General features: G+C 43.3%; 11 protein-coding genes. 9 read left to right on the forward strand and 2 right to left on the reverse strand.

All coding sequences use genetic code 11. The annotated features are described in order from the left end of the window. The first annotated feature begins 12 nt into the window (after window positions 1-12). The 8 genes from DPG01_RS05345 to DPG01_RS05380 all read left to right on the forward strand — a co-directional run bounded on the left by DPG01_RS05345 (window position 13) and on the right by DPG01_RS05380 (window position 10,841). On the forward strand, window positions 13-2,067 hold the full coding sequence (locus tag DPG01_RS05345; protein ID WP_110974395.1) for a site-specific recombinase: 2,055 nt from the start codon (window positions 13-15) through the stop codon (window positions 2,065-2,067). A 146-nt stretch (window positions 2,068-2,213) separates the two neighbouring features. Then, complete coding sequence (locus tag DPG01_RS05350) at window positions 2,214-2,825, forward strand: phosphatase PAP2 family protein (protein ID WP_005400364.1); 612 nt, start codon at window positions 2,214-2,216, stop codon at window positions 2,823-2,825. A 25-nt stretch (window positions 2,826-2,850) separates the two neighbouring features. Beyond that, window positions 2,851-4,095, forward strand: coding sequence for an efflux RND transporter periplasmic adaptor subunit (locus tag DPG01_RS05355; RefSeq protein ID WP_005400363.1), 1,245 nt, complete (start codon window positions 2,851-2,853; stop codon window positions 4,093-4,095). A gap of 13 nt (window positions 4,096-4,108) precedes the next feature. Beyond that, entirely contained in the window at window positions 4,109-7,288 is a 3,180-nt protein-coding gene (locus DPG01_RS05360) for an efflux RND transporter permease subunit (protein ID WP_110974396.1), read from the forward strand. Beyond that, window positions 7,288-8,745 carry a multidrug efflux RND transporter AdeIJK outer membrane channel subunit AdeK gene (gene adeK, locus DPG01_RS05365; protein WP_110974397.1) on the forward strand — a complete coding sequence of 486 codons (1,458 nt, stop codon included), beginning with the start codon at window positions 7,288-7,290 and terminating at the stop codon, window positions 8,743-8,745. Before DPG01_RS05360 ends, adeK begins: the two co-directional genes overlap by 1 nt. Before the next feature lie 103 nt (window positions 8,746-8,848). After that, window positions 8,849-9,205 (forward strand): YbjQ family protein, encoded by a 357-nt coding sequence (locus tag DPG01_RS05370; protein WP_010327337.1) that lies wholly within the window; start codon window positions 8,849-8,851, stop codon window positions 9,203-9,205. 3 nt (window positions 9,206-9,208) lie between these two features. Further along, window positions 9,209-9,646 (forward strand): YbjQ family protein, encoded by a 438-nt coding sequence (locus DPG01_RS05375; RefSeq protein WP_110974398.1) that lies wholly within the window; start codon window positions 9,209-9,211, stop codon window positions 9,644-9,646. Between the two features lie 160 nt (window positions 9,647-9,806). Beyond that, complete coding sequence (locus DPG01_RS05380; RefSeq protein WP_110974399.1) at window positions 9,807-10,841, forward strand: agmatine deiminase family protein; 1,035 nt, start codon at window positions 9,807-9,809, stop codon at window positions 10,839-10,841. Window positions 10,842-10,920: 79 nt separating this feature from the next. Here the strand turns inward: DPG01_RS05380 and DPG01_RS05385 are convergent, their stop codons facing one another. Both DPG01_RS05385 and DPG01_RS05390 read right to left on the reverse strand, forming a co-directional pair. Next, window positions 10,921-11,727: an SDR family NAD(P)-dependent oxidoreductase gene (locus DPG01_RS05385; RefSeq protein ID WP_110974400.1), complete on the reverse strand. Its 807-nt coding sequence runs from the start codon at window positions 11,725-11,727 to the stop codon at window positions 10,921-10,923. A 12-nt stretch (window positions 11,728-11,739) separates the two neighbouring features. Continuing rightward, on the reverse strand, window positions 11,740-12,414 hold the full coding sequence (locus DPG01_RS05390) for a hypothetical protein (RefSeq protein ID WP_110974404.1): 675 nt from the start codon (window positions 12,412-12,414) through the stop codon (window positions 11,740-11,742). Window positions 12,415-12,598: 184 nt separating this feature from the next. Between DPG01_RS05390 and DPG01_RS05395 the strand changes: the two genes are divergently transcribed. After that, on the forward strand, window positions 12,599-15,493 hold the full coding sequence (locus DPG01_RS05395) for a valine--tRNA ligase (protein ID WP_110974401.1): 2,895 nt from the start codon (window positions 12,599-12,601) through the stop codon (window positions 15,491-15,493). Window positions 15,494-15,538: the final 45 nt, after the last annotated feature.

Raw genomic sequence — 15,538 nt, forward strand, 5'->3', positions numbered from 1 at the left:
TTTAACTTACTTATGCATATACAATTTAATGATCTTTTCTCTCACATGCAGCAGCAACTTGAGCATCCTCAAGTTGCTTTAAATGACCAACTTTTAATTGAGTTGGTGGAACGTATTCGCCCTACTGACTCATATCAAACTGATGAAATTCATCAAAAAATACAAGCATTAATTCATGCTTTGTTGATTACGCCTGATGCAGGCTCAACATTGCAAAGCTTCATCTTAGGCCTGATTTCCCAATACAAACAAACCAGTCTGTATGCCGATACTGGCATTTTGTCTTTAGATGGTTTTTGGAATCAATTGTCGCAGCGTTTAGGCGCACATTTTTTACCGCTGATTAACGACGAGACGCAGTTGCAAGATTTAGTCCGTCGTGTTTTCCCCAACCGAAGTGATAAATATTGGCTTGATAACATCAAAGACAGTGACTGGCTACAACTGCTGAACCTGCTCAATCATGGCCATGCCAATCAAAAAGAAAAAGTCAAAATTCGCAGTGAAGTGATTAAAGCCATCACGGTGCTGTCTTATCGGATTAGTGGTATTGGTTTATATCCTGAATTTATTAATGCACATCCTGAACTGACTGAATATGAATCGCCTTTCTTAGTTCAGAATCGCGAAATGATCGAATTCATTCAACAGTATAAAAAAGCTCATCACGACGCCGATGTTTCCAGTGTGGTTGCACCACCCGATGCATCTCAGGCATTGGTTATGATTGAGCAGTGTCGTGATGTAGTTCTAAAAATTCGTCGCTCAACCAAACGCATTGGGGTAAGTGTGAGCCTAACTTATCTCATATCCTTATTAGAACAGTGCTTAGACCGCGTTGAACTGTTGCTCAATTTGATTGTAGAAGAAGGCGAAGCGCACTATAAAGCCATTAGCAACCTTCTGGTCGATATTACCGCTGCAATTTATAGCGAACGCAGTGTTCGTTCTCTACTCACTACCAACAGTGAACTCATTGCGTTACAGGTAACTGAAAATGCCAGTAAAACAGGTGAACACTATGTAAGTACAGACAAGCAAGGCTTTTTGGCCATGTACAAATCGGCAGCAGGTGCAGGGGTTATTATTGCCATCATGGCAACACTCAAAACCTTGTCGGCACGTATGGTCATGGCACCACTCATGCAAGCCTTTATTTACAGTATGAATTACTCACTAGGTTTTATGCTGATTCATGTCTTGCACTTTACTGTAGCGACTAAACAACCCGCGATGACTGCTGCAGCCCTTGCAGCAACAGTACAACACCGCAAAGGTTCTAAAACCGCGCAAATTGCTGAATTAGCAGCATTGATTATCAATATTATCCGTACCCAGTTCATTGCTATTTTGGGTAATATCTCGATTGCCATACCCGTTGCAGCCTTTATTGCATGGGCTTGGGCAACGGGGCTACACGAACCGCTGATGACACATGCAAAAGCCAGCAAAGCACTACACGACCTGAATCCATTTACCTCTTTAGCCATTCCCCATGCTGCTATTGCTGGCGTGTGTTTATTTTTGTCAGGTCTGCTGGCGGGCTATTTCGATAATATGGCCGTCTACCGCAAAGTTGGCCCTCGTTTAAAAGCACACCCTCGTCTCAAAACCATCATGGGACAAGAACGGCTCGATAAATTTGCAGGTTATATAGAACGTAACTTAGGTGCGTTGGCGGGTAATTTTCTGTTCGGGATTATGTTAGGAAGTATGGGAACCATTGGTTATATTTTGGGTTTACCCCTAGATATTCGCCATATTGCCTTTGCTTCAGCAAACTTCATTCAAGGGCTAATGAATATTAATGGTAGTCCTGAGATTGGCTTGATTATTGTATCTTTCCTCGGAGTACTCGCTATTGGTCTGACGAACTTATTTGTTAGTTTTACTCTCACGATTATTGTGGCTTTACGTGCACGTCGGGTCCGTTTTGAACAGTGGAAACCGTTAGCAAAATTGGTTTTAACCCATTTTCTAACGCGACCAAGTGACTTCTTTTGGCCACCCAAAGTACCTCTTGAAGTTGATGAAAGTTCGAACAATACAAAACACCATACAAAATGATTTTGTACCCATTTTGAGCTCTTGTTACACTGTAAACAAAATTTTATACATGATTAATCAACACTTGAATTAAAGTGTACTGATGAGTACACTTTAACCCAGTAAATAACCGCGCTTAAATCGGTTGAAATGACACGAGTTCCAGCATGCCTTACTTGTTGCTTTTTATCGGTATTATTTTATTTATAATCAGTGTATTAGCTCTAAGCATTCAACCACTCACCGCTTTAGATCTGGCGATGGTCGAATGTTTCAGCACATTAAGAACTGAGCCTATAGATAAACTTGCAATACTTTTATCGGCACTCGGTGGCATGCCGTTTGTATTATTTCTAACCACTCTATGGTGTTTCCATCGTGCATGGTATAAAAAGTATAGAGATGTTGTTTTTATTGGTTTAGGCGTTGTTGGAAGTATTGCTTCTGCTTGGCTACTTAAATTTCTAATTTCAAGACCACGCCCACCAGAAATGTTTCACCTAGTGACGAGCTATGGTGCTTCCTTTCCGAGTGCGCACAGTATGTATGCTGCCACTTTGGCGTGTCTTGCCATTTTCTTAAGTCGACCATTTCCTGCACATCGTTATGTTGTATGCATTGCTATTTTATGGATGCTGATGATGGGAATTTCAAGAGTCTATCTTGGAGTACACTTCCCATCCGACGTTCTCGCAGGTTGGAGCATTAGTATTATCTGGATTTCACTGCTTTACATCTTGTGTGGCAGATATACCCAATTAAATACACATTATTTTTAGATAAGAATCTAATCGAGGTGGAACAATGATATCGGCAAAGCTTTGGGCCCCAGCCCTTACCGCTTGCGCATTAGCAACGAGTATTGCACTTGTTGGTTGTAGCAAAGACCCAAAGGATGCGCAGCAAGCTGGCGCTTCTCAACAAATGCCACCTACTGAAGTCGGTGTCATTGTTGCACAACCGCAAAATGTAGAACAATCTGTAGAGTTATCTGGCAGAACCACGGCATTTGAAATCTCTGAAGTTCGCCCACAAACGAGTGGAATCATTCTAAAACGTTTGTTTGCGGAAGGCAGTTATGTACGTGAAGGCCAGGCACTTTATGAACTTGACTCTCGTACTAACCGCGCAACATTTGATAATGCCAAAGCAGCATTATTACAACAAGAAGCGAATTTAAGCACACTCAGAACCAAATTGAATCGTTATCAGCAACTGGTTTCAAGCAACGCTGTTGCGAAGCAAGACTATGACGACTTAGTGGGTCAAGTAAATGTCGCTGAAGCACAAGTGGCAGCAGCACGTGCTCAAGTTAAAAATGCTGAAGTGGACTTAGGTTACTCAACCATCCGCTCTCCAATTTCAGGTCAAACCAACCGCTCTACAGTTACTGCGGGTGCTTTGGTGACTGCAAACCAAACAGAGCCATTGGTGACGATTCAACGTTTAGACCCGATCTATGTTGATATCAACCAATCAAGCTCTGAACTTCTTCGTTTACGTCAACAATTGAGTAAAGGTAGCTTAGACAGCAGTAACAACACGCGTGTGAAGCTGAAACTTGAAGATGGCAGTGACTATCCAATCGAAGGCCGCTTAGCGTTCTCTGATGCCAGTGTCAATCCAGATACAGGGACTGTGACGATTCGTGCGGTGTTCCCGAACCCGAATCACTTGCTGCTTCCAGGTATGTTTGCCAATGCACAAATCGTTCAAGGCGTAATCCCGAATGCGATGTTAGTGCCGCAAATTGCGGTGACTCGCACACCAACAGGTCAAGCGATGGCAATGATTGTGAATGACAAAGGCGTAGTAGAGCCTCGTCAAATCACCACAGTTGGTATTCAAGGCCAAGACTGGATTGTGACTGAAGGCCTTAAAACAGGTGAAAAAGTTATTGTTGACGGAATAGCAAAAGTTAAAGCTGAACAGAAAGTTGTTGCGAAACCGTATCAACCTAAAGCAGCAGCACCTCAAGCTCCAACAACGGATGCTAAAAAGACAGAAGCTGGTGCAAAAACTGAACAAAAAGCTACTTCAAATACATAAGGGGTAGACGAATATGGCTCAATTTTTCATTCATCGCCCTATTTTTGCTTGGGTGATTGCACTGGTGGTTATGTTGGCGGGGGTTCTTTCGCTAACTACAATGCCTGTTGCTCAATATCCAACAATTGCACCACCAGTGGTGACAATTGCTGCAACTTATCCAGGTGCTTCTGCACAGACTGTTGAAAACACAGTCACTCAGATCATTGAACAACAAATGAATGGTCTGGATGGTCTACGTTATATCTCTTCAAACAGTGCGGGTAACGGTCAAGCATCTATTAACTTAAACTTTGAACAAGGCATCGATCCTGATATTGCTCAAGTTCAAGTACAGAACAAACTACAATCGGCAACGGCACTTTTACCTGAAGATGTACAACGTCAAGGTGTAAAAGTCACCAAGTCTGGCGCAAGTTTTATGCAAGTACTTGCATTTTACTCTCCAGATGGAAGTCTTTCTGGGGCGGACATTAATGACTATGTAAACTCAAACATCTCTGAACCGCTGAGCCGTGTTGCAGGTGTTGGTGAACTTCAAGTCTTTGGTGGTCAATATGCGATGCGTATTTGGCTAGATCCAGCGAAAATGAACAGTTTGCAAGTGACACCAAGTGACATTGCTGCTGCAATTCGTGCTCAAAACGCTCAAGTGGCTGTAGGTCAGTTAGGCGGTGCACCTTCTGTACAAGGTCAAGTGCTGAATGCGACTGTCAATGCGCAAAGTATGTTGCAAACACCTGAACAATTTAAGAATATATTTCTAAAAAATACATCTTCTGGTGCTCAAGTCCGTTTGAGTGATGTTGCGCGTGTTGAACTCGGGTCAGATAACTATCAGTTCGACTCTAAATTTAATGGTAAGGCTGCTGGCGGTGTTGCGATTAAACTGGCAACTGGTGCAAATGCACTAGATACAGCAGCGGCTGTAGAAAAGCGCCTCAGTGAACTTCGTAAAAACTACCCAAATGGTTTAAAAGATCAACTGGCTTATGACACCACACCGTTTATTGAACTTTCGATTAAGAGTGTTGTTAAAACCTTAATTGAAGCGATCATTTTGGTCTTTATTGTGATGTTCCTGTTCTTACAGAATTGGCGTGCCACAATTATTCCAACATTGGCTGTTCCAGTGGTTGTATTGGGCACATTTGCTGTCATTAACATCTTCGGTTTCTCAATCAACACGCTCACCATGTTTGCGATGGTCTTAGCGATTGGTTTATTGGTTGATGACGCAATTGTCGTGGTGGAAAACGTAGAACGTGTCATGGTCGAAGAACATCTTGACCCTGTAGCGGCAACTGAAAAGTCCATGAAACAGATTTCTGGTGCCTTAGTCGGTATTACCAGTGTGTTAACAGCGGTATTCGTACCGATGGCGTTCTTTAGTGGAACCACTGGGGTAATTTATCGTCAATTCTCGATCACGCTGGTTACTGCGATGATCTTGTCATTGATCGTAGCACTTACCTTTACCCCTGCCCTATGTGCAACCTTGTTAAAACAGCACGATCCAAACAAGCAGGAAAGCAACAATATTTTCGCGCGTTTCTTCCGTTGGTTTAACCGTAGCTTTGAAAGACTTTCGGAGAAATACCAAGGCGGTGTCAATCGTATGACCCACCACAAGTTATTCTCTGGGGTACTTTATATTGTTGTGATTGCCGCTTTGGTTGGCATTTATAAAGTTTTGCCATCTTCATTCTTACCAGAAGAAGACCAAGGTGTGGTGATGACACTGGTTCAGTTACCACCGAGCGCGAGCTTGGAACGAACCGACAAAGTCATCGATACCATGACAGGCTATTTCTTGAATAAGGAAAAAGAAAATGTAGAGTCAATCTTTACAGTTGCTGGTTTCTCATTCACAGGGGTGGGTCAAAACGCGGGTCTTGCCTTTATTAAATTAAAAGACTGGAGTGAGCGTACGACACCTGAGTCGCAAATTGGTGCCATCATCCAACGTGGTATGGCATTGAATATGATTGTGAAAGACGCCTCTTACATCATGCCATTGCAATTACCTGCAATGCCAGAATTAGGTGTTTCTTCAGGTTTTGACATCCAGTTAAAAGATGCGAGTGGTCAAGGTCACGATAAACTGATTGCAGCACGTAATGCTGTGTTAGGCATGGCTGCACAAGACAAACGTCTTGCTGGTGTTCGTCCAAATGGTCAAGAAGATACGCCTCAATATCAAATCAACATTGATCAAGCGCAAGCAGGAGCAATGGGTGTAAGTATTGCCGATATTAATTCAACCATGAACATGGCGTGGGGCGGTTCTTATATCAATGACTTCGTTGACCGTGGTCGTGTGAAAAAAGTTTATGTTCAAGGCGACTCAAATACACGTATGATGCCGGAAGACCTAAACAAATGGTATGTACGTAACAACGTAGGTACGATGGTTCCTTTCTCAGCATTTGCAACAGGCGAATGGACTTATGGTTCACCTCGTCTAGAGCGCTATAACGGTATTGCTTCGGCTAACATCCAAGGTACTCCAGCACCAGGCGTTAGTTCGGGTGATGCAATGCTCGCGATGGAAGAAATCATTGGCAAGTTACCATCTATGGGCTTAGATGGTTTCGACTATGAATGGACGGGTTTATCTTTAGAAGAACGTGATTCGGGCAATCAAACAGCTCCGCTGCTTGTTCTTTCAATGCTTATCGTCTTCTTATGTCTTGCCGCATTGTATGAAAGTTGGTCTATCCCTGTTTCAGTATTGCTGGTTGTACCACTTGGTATTATTGGTGCATTTACTTTAACGTGGTTAGGTATGATCATCAAAGGCGATCCAAATCTGTCATTTAACATCTACTTCCAAGTCGCAATTGTTGCCGTGATTGGTCTTTCTGCGAAAAATGCAATCTTGATCGTAGAGTTTGCAAAAGAGTTGCAAGAACAAGGTGAAGACTTGTTTGATGCAACCCTTCATGCTGCAAAAATGCGTTTACGCCCAATTATCATGACCACCCTTGCTTTCGGTTTTGGTGTCCTTCCGCTTGCCCTTTCAACAGGTGCAGGTGCAGGTAGCCAACACTCGGTAGGCTTTGGTGTCCTTGGTGGTGTAATTAGTTCTACACTGTTGGGTATTTTCTTCATTCCAGTATTCTTTGTTTGGATTCGTAGTATTTTCAAATACAAACCTAAGAAACAAAACAATCAGGAGCAAACATCGTGATGCAAAAAGTATGGTCTATTTCAGGTCGTAGCATTGCGGTATCTGCACTTGCGCTTGCTTTGACTGCATGTCAAAGCATGCGTGGTCCAGAACCCGTCGCTCAAGCGGATATCCCAACAGGATATATTGGTTCAACGACAGGTCCATCTGTTGCAGAACAAGGCTATAAAGACTTTTTTGCTGATCAGCGTTTAGTCCAAGTCATCGAGTTAGCATTAGCCAATAACCGTGACCTCCGTACGGCGACTTTAAATATTCAACGTGCTCAGCAAGCGTATCAAATTACTGAAAACAACCAACTACCCACTATTGGGGCAAGTGGTAGTGTGCTTCGTCAAGATACGCTAAGTACGACCAAGCCAGTCACAACCTATAATGTTGGTCTTGGTGTCACTGCTTATGAGTTAGACTTTTGGGGTCGTGTTCGTAGCTTAAAAGACAATGCTTTAGACAGCTATTTGGCAACTCAAAGTGCACGTGATGCAACACAAATTTCGTTGATTGGTCAGGTTGCGCAAGCATGGCTGAGCTATTCGTTTGCCAATGCCAACTTAAAACTGGCAGACCAAACCTTAAAAGCACAGCTTGAATCATACAATCTGAACAAAAAACGTTTTGATGTCGGTATCGATAGCGAAGTCCCTGTACGTCAAGCGCAAATTTCGGTTGAAACCGCACGTAATGACGTTGCGAACTACAAGACTCAACTTGCACAAGCACAGAACTTACTCAACCTGTTGGTGGGTCAGCCTGTTCCTGCAAACTTATTGTCTCCTCAACCTGTGAAACGCATTACCCAAAGTACGGCGTTGACAGCGGGCTTGCCAAGCGACTTGTTAAATAACCGTCCTGATGTCCGCGCTGCGGAATATCAATTGTCTGCTGCGGGTGCCAACATTGGTGCGGCAAAAGCACAGTTGTACCCAACTATCAGTTTAACGGGTACAGCCGGCTATGCATCGACAGATTTAAGCGATTTGTTTAAATCAGGTGCCTTTGTCTGGTCACTTGGCCCAAGCTTGGATATTCCAATCTTTGACTGGGGTACACGTCGTGCCAATGTGAAGATTTCAGAAACTGACCAAAAAATTGCGTTGTCAGATTATGAAAAAACCATTCAAACCGCTTTCCGCGAAGTGAATGATGCCTTGGCAGTACGTGAAAATATTGGTGACCGTTTGGCGGCGCAACGTCGTCTGGTAGATGCAACCAACACCACCTATAAGCTTTCAACGGCCCGCTTCCGTGCAGGTATCGATAACTACCTGACTGTACTTGATGCACAGCGTACATCGTACTCGGCGGAACAAGGGTTGTTATTGCTTGAACAAGCAAACTTAAACAACCAAGTTGAAGTGTATAAAACCCTCGGTGGCGGCGTTAAAGCCAACACTGCTGATCAAGTGGTGAAACAGCCTTCTTCTTCAGATGTGAAATACAACAAAACAGCAAACTAAGGTTTGCAACATCAAAAGCTCACTTCGGTGGGCTTTTTTATTGCTTTTTGCTGGGCTTTTTCCTATCTTCAAAGATAATCAAATCATTTGAATATTGAACATTATGCTTTTAAGTAACCTTGAGTCTGTTCCTGGACATACCATTTCTCAACAACTGGATGTGGTCTATGGCAGTACGGTTCGAAGTAAACATGTCGGGCGCGACTTTTTGGCAGGGTTAAAAAATATTGTCGGTGGTGAACTCACTGCCTATACCGAGCTTTTAGAAGAATCACGCCAAGAAGCCATGAATCGTATGATTGCAAAAGCACAAGGCTTAGGTGCCAATGCCATTGTAGGTATTCGTTTTTCAACCTCAAATATTGCCCAAGGTGCATCTGAGTTATTTGTTTATGGCACTGCAGTCCGTGTCACACCGTTAGACAACCATCTCCCCGATCCATTTCCAACACAGGCCTAAGCAATGGAAAGTTTAGTTTTCCAACTGCTGATCTTTGCGGTGCTCTTTAGCGTCGGTTTTGGCTTTGGTCGTTATAACGAACGCAAACATTTGGCGGAACTTGAACAGAATGAAAAGCGACTTGCCTACATCACTGTGGGTAATCTGCGCAAAGTGAATTTTGCACAGTCTGGACACATGATCAGTAGCAATGTGGTGATTTCACATGATTACTTCAAATACGTACTAGCCACTGTGCAAAACTTTTTGGGCGGTCGGCTGACCAGTTATGAAAGTGTGGTAGATCGTGCCCGTCGTGAAGCTATTGTCCGACTTAAGCTTGAAGCAGAAAAACACGGCGCAACACACATCGCTTGTATTCGACTGGCGACTACAGAAATGGGGATGCAAGGCGGTATGGTCGAAGTCTTTGCTTATGGGACCGCCATTCAAATTCCTTAAACAGCGACTATGAACTAATCCTCCATTCACTAAACTCAACAGCATGAGTGCGCAAAATCGCTCATGCTCGATCACCTTCTATCGTACAGCTAGAGCATAATTCTCTACACTGAACAAAATAAAAATGGACTTCACCTACACTGTAAATAGGTCACAGATAATGAAATCTTTAGCACTAAAAATAAGTATGGCTGCACTCAGCATGATCCCACTTGTAGCCAAAGCTGAATTAATTGTACTGGCATCCCCTCAAAGTAATGATGCTTACTATGCAAAAATGATTGATGATATTTTCGATTTCCACGTCGATTATGCAAAAAAAATTATTAAAAACGGAGACAATGTCGTTGTTCTGACAGACAAACAGCTCTACCCCGACTATGTCAAAGCTTTGGGAAAAAAGCATGTAGCAATCGCACCGATGCATGACATTTGGATGCGTGACTTCACCAGCGCCAATCCAGCTCAACCCGTCATGTTCCGCTACACGGCCGCAGGACAAGGTGGGGCTAAAAAAGGTCAGGCTATTTCAGATGAAGTGCAGGATGAATTTAAATACTACAGTCAAAAAGCAGGCTTACAGTTTACTCAGACCAAACTGTTGAATGATGGTGGTAATTGGGTGGAAGATGGGTATGGCAATGTCGTCCTCAGCACCAAGTTTCTAGCAGATAACAAGCTAACCGAAAACGAAGCGCGTAAGAAACTCATGGCACTGACAGGAGCCAAACAAATTGCATTCATTGAAGCCGACGAACAAGGTGGCTTGGAACATGCGGACGGTGTGGTCAGTTTTGTCGACCAAAACACCTTGGTGATTAACTCCTACCCTGAAGATCCCGACTATGCCAAGCAGCTTAAAGCAGATCTAAAACGCGGCATTCCCAATGTAAAAATTCGTGAAATCATCACTCCTTATGATGGCAGTGAGATTTATGATGAAAAGTTTGGTTCTGCATGTGGCTTATACACCAACATGCTGGTCACACCTGAGCGAATTTACTTCCCACAGTTTGGGATTAAAGAAGATGCTGTCGCTTTAAAGCAAATTCGTAGCGTAACCAAACGTACCGTGATTCCAGTACAGTCTGCGAATGTCTGTCATATGGGCGGTGGCGTGCGTTGTATGTCTTGGCAAGTGCGTGGGAAAAATGCGGAATTATTTTTAAATTATTTAAATAAAATCAGTAAGTAAAAGTCCGATCCCAAACTATATCTATAAGAAAACATCAATTCAACGGGCAGGGAACATATTTCTCCCTGCCCGTTTCACTTTACTTCACTTTCATCTTACGAATCATTTTATACAATGTTTTAGGTGATAAACGAGACACCAGAACACCCATTTTCTCCTTACGTCCACCGACTACGATATATTCTTCACCTTTAAGCAAAGCACTTACTACGGTTTGCGCAAAAATATCTGGTTCTAAACCATTTTCAATCGCTTCATCTTGATGACCTTGCGGTTTACCTGCGCCATTTAAAGCATTAAACGAGACATTGGTTTTAACAAAACCAGGGAAAATCACCGAAACATCTACACCTTCATTGGCCACTTCGGCACGTAGGCTATTTGCCCACATGTGAATAGCAGCCTTGGCCGCTGAATAACTGGCACGATACTGGGTCCCCAATAAACCCGCCACACTTGACACAAAGGCAATACGACCTGATTTTTGTGCTAAGAATGTCGGCAGAACTGTTTTGGTTAAAAACACTTGCGAAAAATAATCGACTTCCATAATCGCGCGTTCAGTTTGCATGGTCGTGTCGGCAATCAAGGCACGTTGACTTAAACCGGCATTATTAATCAGCCAATCAATCCGACCTTTTTTCTGGAGCACTTGCTCATAGGCGTGACGGACCTGCGTCTCATCGGTAATATCCGCACAAATAGAAATGTGTTGATCTGGATTAAGCAGCCCTACGCGGACTTTTTCGAGTTCATCCAAACGTCGTGCCGTGAGTACGACCTCAGCCCCCTGTAAGGCACATTCTTTAGCCAGTGCTTCTCCTAACCCTGAAGATGCTCCTGTAATCCACACCACTTTCGCATCTAAACTGTTTAACTGTGCCATGTCCTTATTGCCTCATACCGAAGTTTTATTTGTAGGTTGATCATTTAAAAAAGTTAGAAAATGATCAAAATATTGACTCATCATCTGCGCATCATAAATACGACCTAATTTGTCAAAGCGTTTATAACCCAATTGAGTGGTAAAGCTAATCACCCCATTAAGTGTTTTATCCACCACTACATTAAATTTCAACATTTTCTTCGGTTCACGGATCAAACTGGTCACCCCCTGATCCACAATTTGAGTAAATGCTTTTAAAGCAGGTGATACATATTGATTATTGCCTTTATCCATCTGCTCCGCACAACCCAAAAGCTCATTCACTAAAGTCTTTTCGACAGGATAACTTAGAAAATGGGTTCCTTCAGCATCGTACATCATACGATCTAAATAATTCACCATAGGCGTTAGGCGATCATTAGAAAAAAAGGAGACCGACCACGGCATGTACTTACGCATCGTATCCACAATCTGCTTGATGACTTTTTCCGACTCTCCATCGCCCGAAGTTGAGAGTCGGGCTAAATCCCCAAAGACCTGATCAATTACTTCACACGAAATATCTGCTAGAACTTCACCGAGTGGTTTTGCTAAATTTTGGCTTTCGCCAGCATTGAGCTGTTGATGAATATGGGTAAAGCGCTGGTGAGTTTCGGGTTTTAATTTTAAAGAAATTTGATAAGTCATCGTGATCCCCCCTTTTTTTTGATTTTTACTGCGAACAATGCGCACTCTAGGTGTAAGCACATCATAAAGCGCTCTGCTTCATGTCGCAATTGCTAGATCAACGCATTTGCTTTACATGCCCCCATTTACGATTTCTTTGCTACAATAGATGCAATTTTTTATCTACTTTTGAACTGTTTGAACTATGACTGATTCAGCGCAAAATATCGCTACAACTTACGATCCGACCGAGATCGAGAAAAAATGGTACCAAACTTGGGAAGAGCGTGGCTATTTTAAGCCCTCTGAAAAAGGTGAGTCATTTTGTATCATGATTCCGCCACCAAACGTCACCGGTAGCTTGCACATGGGTCATGGTTTTAACAATGCCATTATGGATGCGTTAACTCGCTACAACCGCATGTCAGGTAAAAATACCTTATGGCAGCCAGGTACAGACCATGCGGGTATTGCAACGCAAATGGTGGTTGAGCGTCAATTGGGCGCTCAGGGTGTCAGCCGTCATGACCTCGGTCGTGAAAAATTCATTGAAAAAGTTTGGGAATGGAAAGAACAATCAGGCGGCACGATTACTCGTCAAATCCGTCGTTTAGGTTCTTCAGTGGACTGGTCGCGTGAACGCTTTACCATGGATGAAGGTCTATCGAATGCGGTCAAAGAAGTGTTCGTTAAACTGCACGAAGACGGTTTGATTTACCGTGGCAAACGTTTGGTGAACTGGGATCCAAAATTACAAACGGCGCTTTCTGACCTCGAAGTTGAATCAGATAAAGAAGAAGCAGGTTCATTGTGGCACTTCAAATATTTTTTTGAAGATAAAAACCTACGTACCCATGATGGTAAAGACCACATCGTTGTAGCGACCACACGCCCTGAAACATTGCTCGGAGATACTGCGGTTGCTGTGGCACTGGATGATGAACGCTATACGCACCTTGTGGGTCAGAACATTATCCTGCCAATTACAGGTCGTGCTGTTCCAATCGTGAAAGATGAATATGTCGATAAAGAATTCGGTACTGGCTGTGTGAAAATCACGCCTGCTCATGACTTTAACGACTATGAAGTCGGTAAGCGTTGTGAATTACCAATCATCAATATCTTCAACAAAAATGCAGAAGTATTGGCTGAGTTTGAATACATCGCGAAAGCGGGTGAGCAAATCTCGAAAACCATCGCTGCGCCTGCGGACTATATTGGTTTAGAACGTTTTGCAGCACGTAAAAAACTGGTTGAACAAGCCGAAGCTGAAGGCTGGTTAGATCAAATCCAACCTTATACGCTTAAACCACCTCGCGGTGACCGTTCAGGTGTAATCGTTGAGCCATTATTGACAGACCAATGGTATGTAAAAATTGCACCATTGGCGCAACCTGCCATTGAAGCGGTTCAAGATGGTCGTATCAAGTTTGTTCCTGAACAGTACAGCAATATGTACATGGCGTGGATGAACAATATCCAAGACTGGTGTATCTCTCGTCAACTTTGGTGGGGACACCGTATTCCCGCTTGGTACGATGCTGAAGGCAACATCTATGTGGGTCGTGACGAAGCGGAAGTCCGTGCCAAAAATAACATCCCTGCTGATGTTGCGCTTAGCCAAGATGAAGACGTACTCGACACTTGGTTCTCTTCTGCGATTTGGACGTTCTCAACCCTTGGTTGGACTGGCGATGCCAAGAAAGATGCGGAAAACTATTTCCTCAATACTTTCCACCCAACTGATGTGTTAGTGACTGGTTTTGACATCATCTTCTTCTGGGTTGCTCGTATGATTATGTTTACGATGCACTTCATGAAGAATGAAGATGGTACGCCACAAGTGCCGTTTAAAACGGTCTATGTTCACGGTTTAGTTCGTGATGGCGAAGGTCAAAAAATGTCGAAATCTAAGGGCAACGTGCTTGACCCTCTTGACTTGATTGACGGTGTAGACCTTGAGACTTTGGTACAAAAACGTACTACAGGTCTGATGAACCCGAAACAAGCAGCGAAGATTGAAAAATCAACCCGTAAAGAATTTCCAGAAGGCATTCAAGCCTATGGTACGGATGCGGTTCGTTTCACTTTCTGTGCACTTGCGAACACAGGTCGCGACATTAAGTTCGATATGAAACGTGTTGAAGGTTACCGTAATTTTGCCAACAAAATCTGGAACGCAACCCGTTTCGTGATGATGAACTGTGAAGAGCAAGTGATTGGCACTGAAGTTCGTCAAGACCTTTGGGAATTGCCTGAACAGTGGATCGTGAGCCGTCTGCAAAAAGCCGAAGCTGCGGTTCAACAAGCGTTTGCAACTTACCGTTTAGACTTGGCTGCACAAGCCATTTATGAGTTCATTTGGAATGAATACTGTGACTGGTATGTTGAGCTGACCAAACCTGTTCTGAATGATGAAAATGTGTCGGTTGAGCGTAAAGCTGAAGTTCGTCGTGTACTTCTTGCGGTGATGGAAGCATCTTTACGTCTTGCACACCCAATCATGCCGTATTTGACTGAAGAAATTTGGCAGACACTTGCACCGAAACTTGGTATTTCTGCTGAAACTATTATGCTGGCGCAATACCCTGTTGCTAACCCTGAGCGTGTAAATGAACAAGCTGAAGCCGATATGCAATGGCTTCAAGGTTTGATTGGTGCGGTACGTAACATCCGTGGTGAAATGGGCTTAGGTAATGCACGTTTATTACCAGTGCTTCTACAAAACACGACGGAAGCTGAGAAAGCACAGATCACACGTATTGAAGCGTTGTTTAAAGCGTTGGCTAAAGTAGAAAGCATTACCTTCTTGGCTGAGGGTGAGCAACCGCCATTGTCTTCATCGAGTGTTGTAGGCCATGCGTCTGTCTTTGTTCCAATGAAAGGTTTAATTGACCCGAAAGCAGAATTGGGGCGTTTGCAGAAAGACTTAGACAAAGTGCAAAAGCAGCATGACCAAATTGCTACTAAACTGGGCAATGAAGGTTTCGTTGCTAAAGCACCTGCGGCTGTGGTTGAAGGTGAGAAAGTTAAGCTGGCTGAGTTTGCTGACCAGTTAGTGAAGATTAAAGCGAATATGGATCAGATTGCAGCGCTGTAAGATGTTGCTTATTTGATCTTTTTTCTGTAAAAAGAAGCCTTTAGG

The sequence above is a fragment of the Acinetobacter sp. WCHAc060042 genome, from assembly GCF_003231195.1.
Taxonomy (GTDB): domain Bacteria; phylum Pseudomonadota; class Gammaproteobacteria; order Pseudomonadales; family Moraxellaceae; genus Acinetobacter.